Below are 19,674 nucleotides of genomic sequence, written 5' to 3'. Positions count from 1 at the left end.
TTTTGCTGGCAAAGCAAAAAACCTTATCAAATGGAAATAGCTATGCTATAATTTCGTTCTTCGCGGCTGTAGCTCAGCTGGATAGAGTACTTGGCTACGAACCAAGGGGTCGTGGGTTCGATTCCTGCCAGCCGCACCAGATTTAAGGGACTAGATGAAAATCTAGTCCCTTTTTTCATTTATGAGTCGATCTCGCATTTGTGTTTGTGATAATTTACAGCTGGGGCTTCATTTTTTGAGTTCAATCTGCTATAATCTTTTTCTTCGCGGCTGTAGCTCAGCTGGATAGAGTACTTGGCTACGAACCAAGGGGTCGTGGGTTCGATTCCTGCCAGCCGCACCAAATTGCGAAAACAAAAAAGGCTTAGATGAAAATCTAAGCCTTTTTTGTTTTTCATCGCACTTTAAAGTGCGTTTTTCATTTAGCGCAAAAATGCTTTTTAAGTTGCAACCTTAAACTCCATTCGTTTGGTAGGCCTTGGTTCGACGCTTGGATCGACCGCTGTATTGTATCGATTGGTTTTTGTTCTATGCTTTCGGCATAAGAATTGATCAATTTGTGAACTAAATTTGCATCAGGTAGCATAGTCCCTAAGAATAGGACCTTTCCTTGGTACTCGATGAGGATGGTCGGGAAATTCTCGATATCGAGTTCGTCAACGAGTGCAGATTGGTCTTCAATATCAACCCAGGTAAAGATTTTATCTGGGTGTGCCTGTTGTACTGCTTCAAAGTTCTTACGGTATGTTTGGCAAGTGTCGCACCAAGCGGCACAGAGGCAAGCGATCAACCATGGACTCTGGTCAAGTTTTCTTGCAACGAGGGCTAAATCTTCAATAGTAGGTAATGAGGAAGTCATGGCTTATTTTAACCGAACCTGTGGATCAATTGTGGCCACATTCATCATGTTCAGATCCCGAGCAGCTCAGCATCCGATTTATTCCTTTCGAGGGACTTCTGATGCAAGGTAAAATAGAGAGATGAAGACAATATTAGCTTTAGAAACGTCGACCGAAATTGCATCGGTCGCCTTGTTACATAATAACGAACAGAAAAGTGTTGAACTTTCTGGCGTGAATACTCATTCTCATGGCTTGATTCCCGCGATTCATGAATTGCTTGAGGCTTTCAAGATCGATTTAAGTAAGGTAGAACTTATAGCTTATGGATGCGGTCCTGGCGCATTTACCGGTGTCAGAACGGCATGTGGCGTAGTTCAAGGTATTGCGTACGGGCTTGATATCCCGGTTGTCGCGATTGGAAGTTTGCATTCTCAAGCAGAAGCCGCATTTGAACAGCAGGTTATAGACGAATGTATTTGCATCCTTGATGCACGTATGGGCGAGGTCTACTGGACTCATCTAAAGCGCCAAAACGGTGGGTGGATAGAGCTGGTGCCACAAAGTCTTGCTCGCATGGATGAGGTGAGGGCATACGTAGATCAGACTAGGCTTCCTGTGGTGTGTGGAACTCAATTGGAATGGCAGGGGACTCCTTCGGCTGTCTTAGCAATGCCGCATGCTAAGTATTCATTAAATATCGCAGATCGCGCAACTTCGGCTCAATACGTGATTGCGCAGGAAGCACAGCCGGTTTATTTACGGAACAAGGTCGCCTTAACTACGGCTGAACGTCTGCATGCGAAGTCTGAGTAATGGATACTTGCCTATGAGTTCTAGTTTCGATCATCGAATTTCAGTGTTGGCCGTTGCCGATCTCGAGGCAGTGTTGGAGATTGAGGAGGCGGTGTATTCACATCCATGGACTCGCGGTAATTTTTTGGATTCGTTTTACGGTGGGCATCACGCTCGTGGTTTGCGCAATGCCGAGGGAGAATTGCTGGGATACTTTTTCTTAATGCCTATCGTTGATGAATTGCATCTCTTGACTTTCGCCGTCGCTGAAAAATATCAAGGGTTGGGGTACGCGAAATTATTATTGCAGGAGATGATCACTTACGCTACTCAGAACGCATTTAGCTCCGTTATGTTGGAGGTGCGGGTTAGTAACAAAAGAGCGATTGAGGTTTATCAGAAGTTTGGCTTTGTTGAAATTGGCCGTCGCAAGGGCTATTATCCCCTAGACAATACGAGCCGGGAAGATGCTATCGTAATGCGAATTAATGTCGCTCAGGAGTCCTTATGAATTCACATCGCGAGTATTTTTTGCGTCATTTGGCGATTGGAGAGCAATGGATTTTGCGGAAGAGCGAATTGCCTCTTGAGACTGCTGATTCTGGTTTGTCGGCGGATTCAAATGCAGGTTCCAGTCTTGCTAAAATGGTCAATGGCGATGGAGTTGAAGGATTGCGTGAGGCAATTTCAAGTTGCCATCAATGTACCCTATGTTCTTCCAGTGGTAAGCTCGTTCAATCTGATCAAATATTTAATGCCGAGATTCTTGTTATTTATGACTGGTCTGAGCAAGAAAATTTTGATGTGCAACTCGGTGCAGACTTCAAGAAATTATTAGTGAATATCCTTAAGTCAATGGCGGTTGAGCCAGGTCGGATCGCATCTTTGAGTCTGTTGAATGCGAATTTTCCAGTGTCGAGTTTGTCTATTCCTTCTGCTTCATCCGCAGATTTTTGCGGGGATTTTCTGCGACGAGCAGTTGCACTTGGTAAAGCCAAAAAAATGCTGGTTTTGGGGGCAAGGGCTGCAAATGCTTTGCTCGAAAACACTCTGGACATCGAACAACTTCGCTCTTCACTATTGAATTTCGCAGGAGTACCTGTTGTTGTTACTTACAGTCCTTATCATTTGTTGGCCGAGCCCTCACTAAAGAGGGTGGTGTGGAGAGATATCTGCCAGTTTCATTCTGCAATAATTTCTTAAAAGTGTTGGATTCAACGTACCCTCTTTGAAGATGAAAGTATGCAAACTTATCAGAGTCAATTTCATCAAGAGTTTTTCCAACTGCGAGATAAACATGTCAGAGCGCTAGCTTGGCTCTTGTTATCTCCAGAAGTTCTTGATGAGAGAGCAAGCGTTTGGAATCGCCAGCTGACGCACCTCAGTTTACCTGATCGATCGAATCTAAAGCGTTGGCTGTTTGAACTTGATGCACATCCCACATTGCTGCATGAGTCGCTGCATTTGCATGATGCATTACGTTTGGGACATTACGCGGAGAATCTATTAGCATTCTTTTTTCAGCATGAAGGTTTGTTGTTCGGTAAAGGCATACAGGTTTTTGATCGAGCTAACCACACAATTGGCGAGTTTGATTATTTATTGTTCGGTGGTAGTGGCTTGATTCATTTGGAATTGGCGACAAAGTTCTATTTGTTTCATCGGCCCGGACATACTCGGCATCAAGCTTCTCTCTATGATTATTTGGGCCCCGGATTAAATGACACCTTGGGAGCAAAAATGCAAAAAATCCTAGGTAAGCAGTTGGCTCTCTCTCAGCATGAAGCTGCACAGAGATTAATCCCACAAGGCATTTTGGCAGCAAAAGCTTTGGTGAAAGGATGGCTTTTTTATCGTAGTACTGAACGTGATGTAAACGCTGTTAAAGGTATTTCAGCTGATCACTGTATGGGGTTTTGGTGGACACTGTCGGAGTTCCAAAAGCTTGCTATACCTTTTGGCTTGATCTTGCAACGATTGGAATGGTTGGCACCCGCACAAGCATGTGCAGATGATGTCATGGACAAAGATTTGACGATGGATTCTTTGATCCGACACTTTCAGATCGAAGACCGGCCGGTAATGGTGGCCGTCATGAAGCGCAATGGCGATTTGATGCAAGAATTCTGTCGAGGCTTTGTGGTGCCAGACAAGTGGCCCTTGCAAGCATCGCAGTTGCAACGGACCATCGAGATGCTTTAGTGTTTTTCTTCGCCAATCAGGGCCACAGAATCGAATTGTCTCTGATTAGCACGATGCTTTAAGATCACTGCGTACATGGTGGAGGCGACAAACAGTCCGAAAATGACAATAATTACACTGGTGTGCAGTGCAAGCGACACCATAAAACTATAGATTGCCAATACTACCAGTATGGAGAGATTCTCATTGAAATTTTGTACAGCAATGGAATGTCCTGCACTCATCAAAACATGACCGCGATGTTGCAATAAGGCGTTCATAGGTACGACGAAGAAGCCAGCTAAGCCACCGATAAAAATGAGCAGAGGGTAGGCAAGCCATACGCTTTTCACGAAAATCATTGAGGTAACAACCAGCCCCATCAATACGCCTAAAGGCATGACAGAGAGAGAGCGCTTAAGTGGAATGATGCGCGCAGCAAATAGTGCGCCTAGTGCGATTCCTAGAGCGAATACACCTTGCAGTTCAGTGCCTTTGTTCAGTGGCATGTTTAAATTCACTTTAGCCCATTCTAAGACTAGAAGTTGCAAAGTGGCGCCAGCTCCCCAAAACAAAGTTGTCACAGAAAGCGAGATTTGGCCTAATTTATCTTTCCAAAGTTTCACGGAACAGTGGGCGAAATCGCGCAATAAACAAATCGGATTTGATTCCTGTTTTTTGTAAACCGCTCCAGTATCTGGAATGTGGCGGTTAAAGATAGCCGCGAGAATGTAGCAAAAAGTGATCACGCATAATGCCGCTTCATTGGTCGTGTCTATGCCAATGTCTATCATCGGAAAGTCGAATGAAAGTAGTTTGGCAGAGATGGCGGGGTCGATCAATTTGCCGCCGAGAAGTACTCCAAGGATAATGGAGCTAATCGTCAGACCTTCTATCCAACCGTTGGCTGCAACTAACTTTTCTGCTGGAAGCAGTTCGGTAAGAATGCCGTATTTTGCCGGTGAATAGGCCGCAGCGCCAAATCCGACTACGCCATAAGCGATTACAGGGTGAACGTTGAAAAACATAAGTGCGCAACCCCCAACTTTGATCAAGTTGGTAATAAACATCACTTTGCCCTTCGGGCGGGAATCAGCAAAAGCGCCGACGAACGCAGCAAGCAGCACATAAGATAACGCAAAACTCCATTTGAGGAGTGGGGTCATCCACGCGGGTTCGTGCATCGTACTGAGTAATGCCATCGCTGCGATGAGCAATGCGTTATCGGCCAGCGAAGAGAAAAACTGCGCCGCCATAATTGTATAAAAACCGCGTTTCATTCGTTCAGATGACCTGTGCCTTTTTATTGCAGGCTTGCTTTATACCACGAAACATTGTCGTTTACTTTGAAATACGACAATCTCTTTGCTTGATACTGTGTAAAATATCAGTAGTTTTGGCTGATTTTTTTAACTATTGCAGTCTCTATTCATAATGGCAAAACAAAAAACAAATTACACCTGCACCGAATGTGGCGGAGTTCAAAGCAAATGGGCGGGACAGTGCCCCTCTTGTCTGCAATGGAATACCTTGGTCGAAACTGTCGTGGAAGAAGCAGGAAATCGATTCTCTCAAAAGTATCAAGGAATTGCTCAAACGGCACCAGTATTGAATCTGGGACAGATTGAGGCGGAAGATGTACCGCGATTTGGCACTGGGATTGAGGAGTTTGACCGCGTCCTTGGTGGTGGATTAGTGCCTGGTGGTGTGGTGTTGATTGGTGGCGATCCAGGTATTGGTAAGTCAACTCTGTTGTTGCAGGCGCTGTCTAGTCTCGCAAAAATCAAAAAAGTACTATACGTCAGCGGCGAAGAATCAGGGGCGCAAATTGCGCTACGTGCTAAGCGTCTAATGGTAGAAACGGATCAAGTTTCTCTGCAGGCAGAGATTCAGTTGGAAAAAATCCTCAACACCATGGCCGATCATAAGCCTCAGGTGGTAGTGATAGATTCTATTCAAACCATGTATTCCGACGCACTTAGTTCAGCCCCGGGATCTGTGGCCCAGGTGCGTGAATGCGCTGCGCAATTAACACGTGTTGCTAAGTCGAGCAATATCACTATGATTTTGGTAGGTCATGTGACGAAGGAAGGGGCTCTGGCCGGACCTCGCGTACTCGAACATATTGTTGATACTGTCTTGTATTTTGAGGGAGATACGCATTCGAGTTATCGTTTGGTAAGAGCGATTAAGAATCGATTCGGTGCAGTCAACGAACTGGGTGTGTTTGCGATGACAGAGCGAGGGCTGAAGGGAGTTTCCAATCCATCAGCTTTGTTTCTTTCTCAGCATGACGCTCAAGTGGCCGGCTCTTGTGTGATGGTGACGCAAGAGGGAACTCGCCCTTTATTGGTTGAAATTCAAGCGTTGGTAGATACCTCGCATGCGCCCAATGCGAAACGTTTGTCGGTGGGGTTGGAACAGAATCGTTTAGCGATGCTTCTAGCTGTATTACACCGCCATGCAGGTGTTGCAGCGTTTGATCAAGATGTCTTTATCAATGCAGTTGGTGGTGTAAAAATCACAGAGCCCGCAGCGGATCTCGCAGTACTTTTGGCGATTAACTCTTCCATGCGAAATAAACCGTTGCCACGTGGTTTAGTAGTTTTTGGTGAAGTTGGGCTAGCTGGTGAAATTCGACCGGCGCCACGTGGTCAAGAAAGGTTGCGTGAGGCTGCAAAACTTGGTTTTTCTGTGGCGATGATTCCTAAATCGAATGCGCCTAAACAGAAAATAGAAGGTTTGAAAATTATCGCTGTCGATAGAATTGATGAAGCTCTCAACAAGATTCGTGACGTTGATAGTGTTGATGATTAATTCAGCGGCACGTCATTCGTTATGAGAGGAAAAGGCTCCATTTTCGGAGCCTTTTGTGTTTATTTCTTTGTCAGCTTATTTCGAATTCTTGGGGTCATTACAGTTGCCAATGCTTTGGGAAGGGTATCTGGGTAATCTCTGCTGTAATGTAAGCCACGACTTTCGCGACGCGATAATGCACTGTTGACGATCAGAGACGCAACTTCGACGAGATTACGTAATTCCAGTAAATTATTGGAAATGCGGAAATTGGCGTAATACTCATCAATTTCCTCTTTTAATAATTGAATGCGATGTTTTGCGCGTTCTAGACGTTTTGTTGTTCGTACGATGCCCACATAATTCCACATAAAGCGGCGTAATTCTTCCCAGTTATTGGCGATCACTACTTCCTCGTCTGCGTCTGATACACGGCTCTCATCCCAGGCTGGAAGTTCTGGTAACTCGGTGCGCGATTGTTCGGCGATGTGATGCGCTGCGGCTTTGCCAACTACCAAACATTCAAGTAAAGAGTTGCTTGCAAGTCGGTTAGCACCATGTAGGCCGGTATATGCTGTTTCGCCTACAGCATATAAACCAGGGATGTCTGTGCGCCCCATAGTGTCGGTGACCACACCACCACAGGTAAAATGAACAGCTGGCACAACAGGAATTGCTTGTTTTGTGATATCGATGCCGAGTTCTAAGCATCGTGCATAGATTGTTGGAAAATGCTCTTTGAGGAACTCAGGAGTTTGATGACTGATATCAAGTTCCACATAGTCAAGTCCACGTTTTTTCATTTCGAAGTCGATAGCCCTAGCCACCACATCGCGGGGCGCTAATTCAGCACGATCATCATGACTTAACATGAAGCGAGTGCCTGCAGCAGCACCAGCTTCAGTTGGTAGCTTCAATACACCACCTTCGCCTCGAACCGCTTCTGTAATAAGAAACGATTTGGCATAGGGGTGGTAGAGACAAGTAGGATGAAACTGCATGAATTCCATGTTCGCTACTCGGCAACCCGCGCGCCATGCCATAGCTATGCCATCACCTGTCGCTGTATCGGGGTTGGTGGTGTAGAGATAGACTTTTCCTGCACCGCCAGTGGCCATGACAGTATGCTGAGCGCTAAAAGTGTGTACCGTGCCTGTTTTGACGTCTTGAACATACAGTCCTAGGCACTTTGGTGTCGCAGAAGTGTCGCCGACCTTACCTGAGGTAATGACATCAATGGCGTAGTGGTGTTCGAACAAAGAAATATTGGGGTGATTGCGCACGAGCTGTTCAAGTGTCACCTGCACGGCATGCCCAGTGGCATCGGCTGCGTGAATGATGCGACGTTGGCTGTGCCCACCTTCTCGTGTGAGATGAAAGCCCAATTCTGCTTCATGATCTTTGGTGAAAGGAACACCTTGTTCGATCAGCCAATCAATTGCTGCGCGACCTTGCTCAATGATGTTTCTTGTCGCGACTTCATCGCATAGGCCACCGCCGGCAATGATGGTATCAGCGATATGTTGTTCATGACTATCATGCGAATCTAGCACTGCGGCAATTCCCCCTTGAGCCCAGTTGCTAGCGCCATCCAACAGCGTTCTTTTGGAAATGACTGCGACTTTATGTGTCTTGGCTAAATGAAGTGCAACTGAGAGTCCCGCTAAACCGCTGCCTACGATGGCGACATCAAATTTCATCATTAGAATAAACCGTGAAAGTGGTGCTTTAGTGCTTTAAAGCGTGTGATTTTCAATAAAGGGCTCAACTATATGCGATTTTGCTTAATCAATGTGCCACCTTGGTTCTCTATCGTTGTGAACTTATCGCTAGAAATACTGAGTCATGGAAGCGTGGAGTATAGATTTACCCCTTATCGAAAGATGCTTTTTGAATGAGTCATCGAGATAGAACTGTCGTTTTCCCTGTTTTTTAAACAAGGATTCCAAAAAAGCATGCAAACCGCTTGACACAATGTAGACGCGCTTGATCTAATACCGGATGCAATTTTTCCGCTAGGCCGTGGAAGATGCACGGACTCAATAGAAGCCGAAAGATATCATCGTTGTATTAATTTTTTTGTGAGGGGACCATAAGTGAATAAAACTGAATTGATCGACCATATCGCTAAGAGTGCTGATTTGTCGAAAGCTGCTTCTGCTCGTGCATTAGATGCATTGATTGGCGCGGTGAAAACAACTCTGAAAAAGAACGGTACAGTGACCCTCGTTGGTTTTGGTACTTTCTCAGTCGGTAAACGTGCTGCTCGCACAGGTCGCAATCCACGTACTGGAGAAGCAATTAAAATCAAATCTGCCAAGGTTCCTAAATTTAAGCCTGGCAAAGCTTTGAAAGATGCGGTAAACTAATGCTCTTCGCAATTTAGGTAACTAAATTGTTGTTTGTAGGTAATTGGGCGCTTAGCTCAGTTGGTAGAGCGGAGCCCTTACAAGGCTTAGGTCGGGAGTTCGAGCCTCTCAGCGCCCACCAGTTATCTATGAAGCTGTATTTGGAGTGGTAGTTCAGTTGGTTAGAATACCGGCCTGTCACGCCGGGGGTCGCGGGTTCGAGCCCCGTCCGCTCCGCCAACATCTAAAAGGCGAACATATGTTCGCCTTTTTTCTTATTACGAAATGCAATTTGTGAATTGGTCGGTGCAACATGTTTGAGTATATTCGTACACATCAGCGCGTAATGCAGTTCTTACTTTTGCTGATTATTTTTCCATCGTTTGTTGTCGGTGGGGTAGTCGGCTTTTCGAGTTTTTCCGGCAAACAAGCTGAAGTCGCTAAAGTCGGATCGGAATCCATCCCAATGGAGGAGTTCAATCAGGCTTTACGCAATCAACTGGATCGATTGAAGCAAGCTTATGGCCCAGAATTTGATGCGCAGCTGCTCAATACTCCTGAAATGCGAAAAGGTATTTTGGATGATTTGATTTCGCGTAAGGCCATTAGTATGGAAACGCGTAAGTCCAATCTCGCAGTCACCGACGAAACACTGCAAAAAAATATTCTTGAAATTCCAGGCCTGAAAAAACCAGATAATAGCTTTGATAAAGATCGTTACAAAAGCCTGTTGGCAATGCAAGGTTTAACTCCAGCAGCTTATGAGGCGAGTTTGCGTCAAGATTTGGCAACGCAACAATTGGTGAATGCAATTCAGTATTCTGCTATCACACCAAAAACAATTGCAGAGCGTATTGCTTTGATCTCAGAGCAAGAGCGCGATGTTCAAGCGATTTCCTTTAAGTCCAAAGATTTTCTCGCTGAAGTGAAAATCACTGACGCGATGTTGCGAGCATTTTATGACAAGAATGGTGCGCAGTTCGAAGTGCCGGAGTCCTTAAGTGCTGAATATGTCGTTTTGAGCGCAGACGCATTAACAGAACAAATTACTGTATCTGACGCAGATGTTGCGGCGTATTATGATCAGAATAAAGATCGTTATACGACTAAAGAACAACGTCGTGCGAGCCATATTTTGCTGAACTTGAAGAAAGATGCTAGCGATGCAGAAAAGAAAGCTGTGCAGGCGAAAGCAGAAGCTTTGTTGGCACAAGTGCGTAAATCACCGGAACAATTCGCCAAGTTGGCGAAAGAAAATTCACAAGATCTAGGATCTGCAGAGCGCGGCGGCGATCTCGACTTTTTCGCCCGTGGCGCGATGGTGCAAGCCTTTGATGACGCTGCATTTAAACTCAAAGAAGGCGAAATAAGCGGATTGGTTCAAAGTGAATATGGTATCCATATCATTCAACTTACTGCAATTAAGCCAATTTCTGTCAAGCCACTTGAAGAAGTAAAGGGCGAACTAATGGCGGATATTAAAACGCAAAAAGCGTCAAAGGCTTTTGCTGAGGCCGCGGAAACATTTACAAATTTGGTAGAACAGTCTGATAATTTGCAAACGGTCGCCGATAAATTGAAGCTAAAGCTCGAGAAGGTCAATAATCTATCTCGCCAGCCGAACCCCGCGTTGCCACCATCACTGGTGACTAATAATGCCAAGTTCTTGAAGGCGATTTATTCAGATGAGTCTTTGAAGAAGAAGCACAATATAGACCCGACAGAAGTAGCAGCAAGCACCTTGGTGTCTGCGCGCGTTTTGGACTACAAACCAAAGAGCAAACGTGCTTTTGATGAAGTAAAAGCTGGTATCCAAATGCAATTGGTGCAAACAGAATCCCAAGCCCTCGCGAAGAAAGCTGGCGAAGCGAAAATTGAGGCGCTTAAGCTTGCTGATTCGAGTGTAGGATTCTCCACTTTGAAGACAGTATCGCGCGCCAAAAAAGCCGAAATTGCACCTGAAGCTTTTGTTGCCGTCATGAAGGCGGATACGCAAAAATTGCCCGCATTCGTCGGAGTAGAGACGCCGGGTGTTGGTTATGAGGTATACCGTATTGCTAAAGTTGCTGCAGGCACACCTGATTTGGCTCGTCGCGCTAACGAGGTTAAACAACTCGAAAACGCAATCGCTCAGCAGGAGGTGTTTAGCTATATTGAGGCATTGAAGCAGCGCGCGAAAGTGGTTGTAAATCAATCGGTTCTGAATAGCAAAGCATCGACAGATACACCAGTTCAGTAAAGTGATTTTGGTGAGATCTAATCACCTTCAAATAAAAAGACAGCTCAAGTAGCTGTCTTTTTTTTCGTCTAAACAGTTGTTTTTAGGTCGACTTCGAGAGTGCTTTGGATAAATCTCTCTAAACTCGTAAAAGTTGCTTTGCAATAAATGTAGTCTTTGATTTGTATCAATGTGAGTAGTAACAACGGTTGTTATCCTGCATCTGTATCTTTTTTTAACCGAGTGAGATCATGACAATAAACAATGAAAACACCTACAACTATAGAGTTGTTCGCCAATTTTCTGTCATGGCCGTAGTTTGGGGAGTGGTCGGCATGCTAGTTGGCGTGTTGATTGCTGCTCAGCTAGCCTGGCCTGATTTGATTAGTGGTATTCCCTGGCTAAGTTATGGACGTCTGCGTCCTTTGCATACTAACGCGGTGATTTTCGCGTTTGGTGGTTGTTCACTGTTTGCGACCTCTTTCTACGTGGTGCAGCGTACAACGAATGCTCGCTTGTTCGGTGGTCCCTTGATTGATTTTGTGTTTTGGGGCTGGCAATTGGTGATTGTTGCTGCTGCGGTCACTTTACCTCTTGGTTTTACACAAGGTAAAGAATATGCGGAACTGGAATGGCCAATCGATATTTTGATCGCCTTGGTTTGGGTTGCATATGCGGTCGTGTTCTTTGGTACGCTGGTTAAGCGCAAAGTTGAGCATATTTACGTTGCAAACTGGTTCTTCGGTGCATTCATCGTCGCGGTTGCAGTGCTGCACATCGTGAATAGCGCTGCAATGCCTGTCAACTTCATGAAATCCTACTCTGCGTATTCTGGCGTGCAAGATGCAATGGTGCAATGGTGGTATGGCCATAATGCAGTGGGTTTCTTCTTGACCGCAGGTTTCTTGGGTATGATGTACTACTTCGTACCAAAACAAATTGGTCGTCCAGTTTATTCTTATCGCTTGTCCATCGTTCACTTCTGGGCATTGATTTTCACTTACATGTGGGCGGGCCCACATCATCTGCACTACACCGCATTGCCTGATTGGGCGCAATCATTAGGTATGTTGTTCTCGCTGATTTTGCTAGCGCCATCTTGGGGCGGTATGGTCAACGGCATCATGACTTTGTCTGGCGCGTGGAGCAAATTGCGCTCTGATCCTATTTTGCGCTTCTTGATCGTTTCATTGTCTTTCTATGGTATGTCTACCTTTGAAGGCCCAATGATGGCGATCAAAACAGTCAATGCCTTGTCGCACTACACAGACTGGACAGTAGGTCACGTTCACTCTGGTGCTCTAGGCTGGGTTGGTTTCATCTCTATTGGTAGCTTGTACTACTTAGTGCCACGTTTGTTTGGTCAAACAGAAATGTATAGCAAACGTTTGATCGAGATGCATTTCTGGATTGCGACGATCGGTATCGTTTTGTATATCGCTGCAATGTGGATTGCAGGTGTGATGCAAGGTTTGATGTGGCGCGCAGTGAACGAAGACGGTACTCTGACTTATACCTTCGTTGAGTCTGTAAAAGCAACCTATCCGTACTATGTGATTCGTTTAACTGGTGGCTTGTTGTACTTAAGCGGCATGTTATTGATGGTTTATAACGTGGCGAAAACGATCATGATGGCGAAGCCTGCAAACGATGCGATTCCTGCATTGCCAGCGCAAGCGGCGCACGCTTAATTTAAGACGCCATTAGGAGAAATAGAATGCGTAAATTTACTCACGATTTGATCGAAAGAAATATCGGTCTGATGTTAGTGTTGGTGATCTTAACAATTAGTGTCGGTGGCCTAGTTGAGATCGTTCCTTTGTTCTTCCAAAAATCGACGACACAAGCAGTGCAAGGTGTTAAGCCTTACTCAGCTCTGCAATTGGCGGGACGTGATGTGTATCTGCGTGAAGGTTGCTATGGCTGCCATTCACAAATGATTCGTCCTTTCCGTGCAGAGACTGAACGTTATGGTCACTATTCTGTAGCGGGTGAATCTGTCTATGATCATCCATTCCAATGGGGTAGTAAACGTACAGGTCCTGACCTGGCACGTGTTGGAGGTCGTTACAGTGATACCTGGCACCGTGATCATTTAATGGATCCACGCGCTGTGGTACCGGAATCGAATATGCCATCGTACTCATGGTTGGCGAAAGCAAATGTTGATGCTCAAGGCATTGCGCCAAGAATGCGTGCAATGCGCACTCTCGGTGTGCCATATACAGAAGAGGAGATCAGCAGCTCCGCAGCCGATGTGACTGGCAAAACTGAAATGGATGCACTCATCGCTTATTTGCAAGTGTTGGGTACTGCGATCAAAAACAAGAACTAGGTCTTTTGTGAAAGGAACTTAGTATGAACTTTACTATCGTCAGTAGTGTGATGACCTTGATCAGCATGATTGCATTCATTGGCATCCTGTACTGGGCTTTTAGTTCTAACAATAAAGCCCGTTTCGAAGAATTGGCGAAGTTGCCACAAGATGAAGAGAATGGAAAATAGCCATGGCAGATTTTATTAGCGAATGGTGGGGCACAGCGATTGCAGTTGTCACTGCAATCAGTATCTTGGTATGTGCGATATTGTTGTGGTCCCAATCAAAAGTAAAAGTGAAAATTGGTTCTGATGGCAAGCCTTTGCCAGCTGAAACTACCGGTCACGTCTGGGATGAGACGCTGATGGAACAGAATAATCCATTACCAAAATGGTGGATGTGGTTGTTCTACCTAACTTTAATTTACAGCATTGGATACCTTGTTGTTTATCCAGGTTTCGGCGCATATCAAGGGAAGTTCGGTTGGTCTCAAACAGGCGCCTATGATAAGGAAATGAAGGACGGTGAAGCGCAGTATGGCCCATTGTTCAACAAGTTTCTGAACACCGACGTCGCTCTGGTTGCAAAGGATCCACAAGCGCATGAAATTGGTCAGCGTTTGTTTCTCAATACTTGCGCACAATGTCATGGATCTGATGCCCAAGGCGGCAAAGGTTATCCAAATTTGACTGACAGTGACTGGTTGTATGGTGGCGATCCACAAACTATCAAGACTACGATCATGGAAGGTCGTCAAGGTCAAATGCCTCCAATGGGCGCGGCCTTGGGCTCGGATGACGATGTACGCAACGTCGCCAACTATGTCTTGAGTTTATCCGGCACAGCGCATGATCCAATCAAAGCTGCATTGGGTAAATCGAAGTTTGGCGTTTGTGCGGCGTGCCATGGTGCAGATGGTAAAGGCAACCAAGCCTTGGGCTCACCTAATTTGACAGACAAAGTTTGGTTGTATGGTGGTGGTATTGACACCATCATGGAGACGATCAACAAAGGCCGTGCAAACCAAATGCCAGCGCATAAGACTTTGTTGTCCGATGCAAAAGTACATTTGTTGACTGCTTATGTTTGGGGTTTGTCAAATAGCGGTAGCAACACTGTTTCCGCTGCAGATGCTGGTGCACTGAAGCAAATTGAAAGTGCGACAGAGAGCACCGCAGCATCAAAGTAATTTCAAAGTTGGCATCGAGAGATGCCAACAAAAAGGCAGTATCTAGGATTAGTTTATGAAGAAAATACCAATCATTCCAGTTGCCATTGAAGAAGCTGAACTCGCTTTATTTGAGGAGCGGAAAAAGATCTATCCGCGTACACAAAAAGGATGGTTCCAGTCGTGGCGCTGGGTGTTGGTATTTTTTACGCAAGTCCTTTTTTATGGTGCAGCTTGGTTGAACTGGAATGATCGTCAAGCGATATTGTTTGATTTGGTCAATCGTAAGTTTTACATCTTCGGGCTGGTTCTGTGGCCACAGGATTTCATCTATTTGGCAGTGCTCTTAGTTATTTCTGCGCTGTCTCTTTTTCTCTTTACCGCTATCGCAGGGCGGCTATTCTGTGGATATGCTTGTCCACAAACTGTTTACACAGAAATTTTTCTTTGGATCGAGGCAAAGGTTGAGGGTGATCGTGGTGCTCGTATGAAGCTTGATGAAGCTCCGATGTCGGCACGAAAGCTACGCTTAAAATCTATCAAACATAGCGCATGGATCGCAATCGCGCTGTGGACAGGATTTACATTTGTTGGATACTTTACCCCAATCCGTACTCTCGCCCACGAGGTGATCGATGTTAGTTTGGGGCCATGGGAAACCTTTTGGTTATTATTCTATGCGTTCGCAACTTACGGTAACGCTGGTTTTATGCGCGAGCAAGTCTGCAAATACATGTGTCCTTACGCGCGCTTCCAAAGTGCGATGTTTGATAAAGACACTTTAATTGTGACTTACGATACCGAACGTGGTGAACCACGCGGTTCTCGCAATAAGAAGGTCGATTATAAAGAGCAGGGACTTGGTGCCTGCGTTGATTGTGGTATCTGTGTCCAGGTATGCCCAACCGGAATTGATATTCGCAATGGTTTGCAATATGAGTGTATCGCCTGCGGCGCCTGTATTGATGGCTGCGACCAAGTCATGGATAAGATGGGTTACGAACGAGGTTTGGTACGTTATACCACTGAACATGCACTCAAACGCAAAATGAATAGCGAAGCGATGTGGAAACGCGTGTTTCGTTTGCGTACATTGGTTTATACCGGAATTTTGTGTCTCATTATTTTGGTGGCAGCAGCGTCCTTGGCTTATCGTGTACCGTTGAAGGTCGACGTGTTGCGGGATAGAGCAATGCCTAAAATTACTGAGACAGGTGGTGTTGAGAACGTCTATCGCTTGCAAATAATGAATACCCAAGAATCTCCGCGTGGGTATATTATTTCTGTTAAAGGTTTGGTCGGAGCTGAGATCGTTAATGAAAATAGTGTGGCGATTCCATCGGCCAGTTCTAAGGCTTTTCCAGTGAGGGTGAGGGTGCCAGCAGGATCAGCAAGTACGGGATCGAATCGTATTAAGTTTACGATTACCGATAAAGAAAAAGCGAATGTCACGGTGACCGAAAAAGCCGTGTTTATTGTACCTAGATAATTGGAATGAATATGAATTCAGGAATCCTTACTCAACCGCTGAAAAAAGATGCGTGGTACAAAGAGCCTTGGTTATTGCTGGTAGTCGGTGGCCCTTTGATCGTCGTATGTGCTAGTCTTTTTACGGGTTTCATTGCTATGCGCGGGGCCGATCAAGTCGTTGCCAAAGACTATTATAAGCAAGGTCTGATGATCAATACCAACTTGCAACGCGATGCTAAGGCTCGCGAACTTCATTTAAACGCAAAAATGCAATTGAACGTGCAATCACAATCAATACAGTTAGATCTGCAATCCCGCGCCGATTTACCAGAGACCGTTCAACTCAGTATCGCCACCTCGGGAGCGGTAAATGGTTCGGTCGAGGAAATTGTGCGTCGGGTTCCATTAAAACTTGTTGGTGCTGGAAAGTATCAGGCAGATTTACGTGATGCGATGAAAGGGAAGAACGCACTTGATACAAGTGCAGTAAAATTGTTGCATGTCAAACTTGAGACAAATGACTGGCGTCTAACAGGCGATTGGTATGATCCACTGCAAAGAAATTTAGTTTTGTCTGTGGCAAACTAAGAGCACGTAATCCTCAGGTGAGTGCTTCAAAAGTTAGTACAAAAAGAGGAGATAGGTTTGGAAAATCGCATTAAAAAAGAAGAAAGATTTTCACTAGGTATGAAACTGATGGTCGTATTGTGGCCTGGTTTCTTGATGGCATGTGTGGCCACTGGTATTTTCTTCAGCTTGGTTGATCCGATGGAGTTAATCATTCTCGACGAGAAAGTTCAGGTACACATGCTTGGCGCCTATACCATCGGATTTTTGATGTTTTGGGCTTTGGGTTGCCTTTCCAGTTGGATTACGACTTTTCTCTTACAAAAAATACGGTAATTACATGGATACAAGAGTCGTGACGCGTAGTGATAATTTAGAAATTTCGGAAGAGTTGATTCGTCGTTTTGATTCATTGGGGCCTCGTTATACGTCTTACCCAACTGCGGATCGTTTTCACGCGGATTTTACAGCGCAATCTTATATTCGATATTTGGAACAGCGTAGTAGCAACGCGAATCGTCCACCTTTGTCCCTCTATATTCACATCCCTTTTTGTGCGTCGCTCTGTTACTACTGTGCATGCAATAAGGTTATTACCAAAGATAGAAGTAAATCCGCGACATATTTGACTTATTTGGAAAAAGAGCTGCAACTCATTAAGCAGCATTTGACCACACCAGAAACGGTGTCACAGTTACACCTAGGCGGTGGCACACCAACATTCTTAAGCGAAGTCGAAATGCGGCAACTAATGATAATGCTGCATTCGCATTTTACTTTTTCTGCAGACGCAGAAATCTCGATTGAGATAGACCCGCGTACCGTGACGACGGAATACTTAAATCTTCTTGCGGAACTTGGATTCAATCGAACCAGTCTTGGGGTGCAAGATTTTGATGAGCAAGTGCAGATCGCTGTGCATCGTATTCAGCCGTATGAGATGGTCGAGAAATGCATTAAGGAGAGTAGGGCAGCAGGGTTCCAATCTATTAACTTCGATTTGATATATGGCTTGCCTAAACAAGATCTTACGAGTTTTTCGAAAACTTTAGATCAAGTAATCGAACTGTCGCCTGCACGTATAGCGTTGTATAACTACGCACATCTACCGACCCGCTTTAAACCGCAGCGTCGAATTAACGAAATCGATTTACCTTCGGCTGAACAACGTCTCCAGATTTTTTTGATGTCGATACGTCGCCTACTCGATGCTGGCTATGTCTACATCGGGCTCGATCATTTCGCAAAACCTGATGATAGCTTGGCTTTAGCGATGAAAGATAGAAGCTTGCATCGTAACTTCCAGGGCTATACGACACGCGCAGATTGCGATCTGATCGCTTTAGGTTTGTCGTCGATTGGCAAAATAGGGGCATCCTATGGTCAAAACTTCCGTACGTTGGATGAATATTATGGAGCCTTAGATCAAGGCATACTTCCTGTCGAAAAAGGCTTTGATCTTAACGAAGACGATTTAATGCGACGTGAAATCATTATGGATTTGATGTGCAGTAGCACGCTCAATATGGCAGATATAGAAGCCAAACATCAAATTCGTTTTAAAGACTATTTTTCTTCCGAGTTAGATCGCCTTCAGTTTTACACTGAAGAAGAGTTAATCAGTATTGATGATAATTCTGTTCGTGTTAACTCTAAGGGACGGATGTTTGTACGGGCCTTTAGTATGGTATTTGATCAATACTTATCTCGCCAGACCGAAGCGAAGTATTCAAAACTTATCTGATCCGAGCACGCTTTCATGCTAACTTGGCCTATGCTTTTTGCGGTGATCTCCGCCGGCTTGATCGGCGGCTTTCATTGCGTTGGTATGTGTGGTGGTATCTCCCACCTCTTAGCGAAGTTGCCAAGCTTTCCTTCAGAAAAATCTGCCGTGCAATTAACGGCGCAACACATAATCCCAATTCAAGCACATCGCAGCCCGAACCCTAGCAAACAGATTGCGTATCTTGTTTTCTTGCATGCAGGCCGTATCACAACATATTGTTTAATTGGCGCCGTATTCGGTGGAGTGGGCGCAGTCACGATGTCTTGGACTTGGATGAGGGGGGCAACACCGTATTTGTTTTTCTTCGCCAATATACTCTTGCTTTTGCTTGGTCTGAGGTTAGTTGGCGTGAGTTTGCCGTGGCCGAGGTCTGGTAATCGGATTTTTGCTTCGATTTCACAAGCTTTAATGCCATCTATGCGAAAAGGAAGTCGACATCCAATCTTATTGGGTTTAGCTTGGGGCGCGCTTCCATGTGGCTTGACTTATGCCGTTGCACCATTCGCAATTCTCTCAGGACAAGCTTGGTCAGGTGCGATCTTGATGTTGATTTTTGGTCTCGCTGCATTGCCCCACTTACTAGTGACACAACTTGTGTCACAGCAGATTAGAGCTTCTGCAGTGACTTACGTTTTACGTATCGTTGTGGGATTGGTATTGATTGGTCTAGCTATACTGGGCTTAGTTTTCTATGACATGCAGTCCATGCCAGCGTTTTTATGCATTACGCCGGTGCGTCCTTAGTCATTTCTTCATATTAATCAATGTATCGAGAATCTCGTCGCTGGTTTTGACCAATTTGGCCGCCATTTGGAAACCAAATTTGTATTGGATGGAGTTAGTGATTTCCGTGCTGAGATCAGTGCCGCTAGCTTGATTTGATGTCTCGCCATTGACTTGCGCGGATAAGGCTTTGCTTGCTTGGCTAATGTTCACAATTACGCCGCCATTCACACCTTCTTGAAAGCTATTTACTTGCGGTTGAAAATTGGACGTGCTGGCATTGGCAACATTGTGCGCAGAGCTTTCAAGTGCACTTTCGAATGCACGCATCCCTGAGATCCCCGAATTAAGTGCAGAAATTGCCATGATAAAAATCTCCTTTCACCGTGAGCCACAGATCGTCACATATAGTTAGCATAGCCCTTTTCGATACGCTCTGCACAAATTTTAATCACGTTAATTGTGC

Annotated in this window: 20 protein-coding genes and 4 tRNA genes; 20 read left to right on the top strand and 4 right to left on the bottom strand. The window is 45.2% G+C overall.

Annotated features, from left to right (window positions below):
- Positions 1-62: 62 nt before the first annotated feature.
- Together H8K36_RS02465 and H8K36_RS02460 are read left to right on the top strand one after the other, a co-directional pair.
- Positions 63-139, top strand: a tRNA-Arg gene (locus tag H8K36_RS02465).
- A gap of 127 nt (positions 140-266) precedes the next feature.
- Positions 267-343 (top strand) — tRNA-Arg (locus H8K36_RS02460).
- A 75-nt stretch (positions 344-418) separates the two neighbouring features.
- Here H8K36_RS02460 and H8K36_RS02455 read toward each other — a convergent pair.
- A complete protein-coding gene (locus H8K36_RS02455; protein WP_186915246.1) occupies positions 419-859 on the bottom strand; it encodes a thioredoxin family protein in 441 nt (146 codons plus the stop codon).
- 121 nt (positions 860-980) lie between these two features.
- On the opposite strand from H8K36_RS02455, the gene tsaB reads away from it, so the two are divergent.
- From tsaB to H8K36_RS02435, 4 genes are read left to right on the top strand one after another with little or no spacing between them, the layout of a single operon-like run.
- Complete coding sequence (tsaB, locus tag H8K36_RS02450) at positions 981-1,655, top strand: tRNA (adenosine(37)-N6)-threonylcarbamoyltransferase complex dimerization subunit type 1 TsaB (protein WP_186915247.1); 675 nt, start codon at positions 981-983, stop codon at positions 1,653-1,655.
- Positions 1,656-1,668: 13 nt separating this feature from the next.
- Positions 1,669-2,145, top strand: coding sequence for a ribosomal protein S18-alanine N-acetyltransferase (gene rimI / locus H8K36_RS02445; protein ID WP_186915248.1), 477 nt, complete (start codon positions 1,669-1,671; stop codon positions 2,143-2,145).
- The gene (locus tag H8K36_RS02440; protein ID WP_186915249.1) at positions 2,142-2,837 is read left to right on the top strand and encodes a uracil-DNA glycosylase family protein; all 696 of its coding nucleotides are present in this window, start codon (positions 2,142-2,144) and stop codon (positions 2,835-2,837) included. The genes rimI and H8K36_RS02440 overlap by 4 nt, the downstream gene beginning before the upstream one ends.
- Positions 2,838-2,876: 39 nt before the next feature.
- Positions 2,877-3,836: a DUF1853 family protein gene (locus H8K36_RS02435; RefSeq protein ID WP_186915250.1), complete on the top strand. Its 960-nt coding sequence runs from the start codon at positions 2,877-2,879 to the stop codon at positions 3,834-3,836.
- Here H8K36_RS02435 and lplT read toward each other — a convergent pair.
- Positions 3,833-5,095, bottom strand: coding sequence for a lysophospholipid transporter LplT (gene lplT, locus H8K36_RS02430; protein WP_186915251.1), 1,263 nt, complete (start codon positions 5,093-5,095; stop codon positions 3,833-3,835). The two genes, H8K36_RS02435 and lplT, sit on opposite strands and share 4 nt — an antisense overlap.
- 154 nt (positions 5,096-5,249) lie before the next feature.
- Here lplT and radA point away from each other — a divergent pair, with 154 nt between their 5' ends.
- On the top strand, positions 5,250-6,632 hold the full coding sequence (gene radA, locus H8K36_RS02425) for a DNA repair protein RadA (protein WP_186915252.1): 1,383 nt from the start codon (positions 5,250-5,252) through the stop codon (positions 6,630-6,632).
- A gap of 59 nt (positions 6,633-6,691) precedes the next feature.
- Here the strand turns inward: radA and nadB are convergent, their stop codons facing one another.
- The gene (gene nadB / locus H8K36_RS02420) at positions 6,692-8,311 is read right to left on the bottom strand and encodes an L-aspartate oxidase (protein WP_186915764.1); all 1,620 of its coding nucleotides are present in this window, start codon (positions 8,309-8,311) and stop codon (positions 6,692-6,694) included.
- 396 nt (positions 8,312-8,707) lie between these two features.
- Here nadB and H8K36_RS02415 point away from each other — a divergent pair, with 396 nt between their 5' ends.
- The 13 genes from H8K36_RS02415 (at position 8,708) to H8K36_RS02355 (ending at position 19,229) form a co-directional block, all read left to right on the top strand.
- Positions 8,708-8,980, top strand: coding sequence for an HU family DNA-binding protein (locus H8K36_RS02415; RefSeq protein ID WP_186915253.1), 273 nt, complete (start codon positions 8,708-8,710; stop codon positions 8,978-8,980).
- A gap of 45 nt (positions 8,981-9,025) precedes the next feature.
- Positions 9,026-9,101: transfer RNA gene (locus tag H8K36_RS02410), tRNA-Val, on the top strand.
- A 21-nt stretch (positions 9,102-9,122) separates the two neighbouring features.
- Positions 9,123-9,199, top strand: a tRNA-Asp gene (locus tag H8K36_RS02405).
- Positions 9,200-9,272: 73 nt separating this feature from the next.
- Positions 9,273-11,198, top strand: a complete 1,926-nt coding sequence (locus H8K36_RS02400; protein ID WP_186915254.1) for a SurA N-terminal domain-containing protein — start codon at positions 9,273-9,275, stop codon at positions 11,196-11,198.
- A gap of 230 nt (positions 11,199-11,428) precedes the next feature.
- Positions 11,429-12,868: a cytochrome-c oxidase, cbb3-type subunit I gene (gene ccoN / locus H8K36_RS02395; RefSeq protein ID WP_186915255.1), complete on the top strand. Its 1,440-nt coding sequence runs from the start codon at positions 11,429-11,431 to the stop codon at positions 12,866-12,868.
- 26 nt (positions 12,869-12,894) lie between these two features.
- A complete protein-coding gene (gene ccoO, locus H8K36_RS02390; protein WP_186915256.1) occupies positions 12,895-13,512 on the top strand; it encodes a cytochrome-c oxidase, cbb3-type subunit II in 618 nt (205 codons plus the stop codon).
- A gap of 23 nt (positions 13,513-13,535) precedes the next feature.
- The gene (locus H8K36_RS02385; protein WP_186915257.1) at positions 13,536-13,682 is read left to right on the top strand and encodes a cbb3-type cytochrome oxidase subunit 3; all 147 of its coding nucleotides are present in this window, start codon (positions 13,536-13,538) and stop codon (positions 13,680-13,682) included.
- A gap of 2 nt (positions 13,683-13,684) precedes the next feature.
- On the top strand, positions 13,685-14,683 hold the full coding sequence (ccoP, locus tag H8K36_RS02380) for a cytochrome-c oxidase, cbb3-type subunit III (RefSeq protein WP_186915258.1): 999 nt from the start codon (positions 13,685-13,687) through the stop codon (positions 14,681-14,683).
- 55 nt (positions 14,684-14,738) lie between these two features.
- Positions 14,739-16,151: a cytochrome c oxidase accessory protein CcoG gene (ccoG, locus tag H8K36_RS02375; protein ID WP_186915259.1), complete on the top strand. Its 1,413-nt coding sequence runs from the start codon at positions 14,739-14,741 to the stop codon at positions 16,149-16,151.
- Between the two features lie 11 nt (positions 16,152-16,162).
- Positions 16,163-16,720, top strand: a complete 558-nt coding sequence (locus tag H8K36_RS02370; RefSeq protein ID WP_186915260.1) for a FixH family protein — start codon at positions 16,163-16,165, stop codon at positions 16,718-16,720.
- Between the two features lie 99 nt (positions 16,721-16,819).
- Complete coding sequence (locus tag H8K36_RS02365; RefSeq protein WP_186915261.1) at positions 16,820-17,035, top strand: hypothetical protein; 216 nt, start codon at positions 16,820-16,822, stop codon at positions 17,033-17,035.
- A 4-nt stretch (positions 17,036-17,039) separates the two neighbouring features.
- Positions 17,040-18,443: an oxygen-independent coproporphyrinogen III oxidase gene (hemN, locus tag H8K36_RS02360; RefSeq protein ID WP_186915262.1), complete on the top strand. Its 1,404-nt coding sequence runs from the start codon at positions 17,040-17,042 to the stop codon at positions 18,441-18,443.
- A gap of 15 nt (positions 18,444-18,458) precedes the next feature.
- Positions 18,459-19,229: a sulfite exporter TauE/SafE family protein gene (locus H8K36_RS02355; protein WP_186915263.1), complete on the top strand. Its 771-nt coding sequence runs from the start codon at positions 18,459-18,461 to the stop codon at positions 19,227-19,229.
- Here H8K36_RS02355 and H8K36_RS02350 read toward each other — a convergent pair whose 3' ends face one another.
- The gene (locus H8K36_RS02350) at positions 19,230-19,574 is read right to left on the bottom strand and encodes a flagellar basal body rod C-terminal domain-containing protein (RefSeq protein WP_186915264.1); all 345 of its coding nucleotides are present in this window, start codon (positions 19,572-19,574) and stop codon (positions 19,230-19,232) included. It lies immediately after the preceding gene.
- Between the last annotated feature and the right edge of the window lie 100 nt (positions 19,575-19,674).

Source organism: Affinundibacterium nitidum (genome assembly GCF_014284155.1).
Classification (GTDB): domain Bacteria; phylum Pseudomonadota; class Gammaproteobacteria; order Burkholderiales; family Burkholderiaceae_D; genus Undibacterium; species Undibacterium nitidum.
The sequence above is the reverse complement of the archived record's forward strand: the minus strand, read 5'-3'. Positions and strand labels throughout refer to the sequence as shown.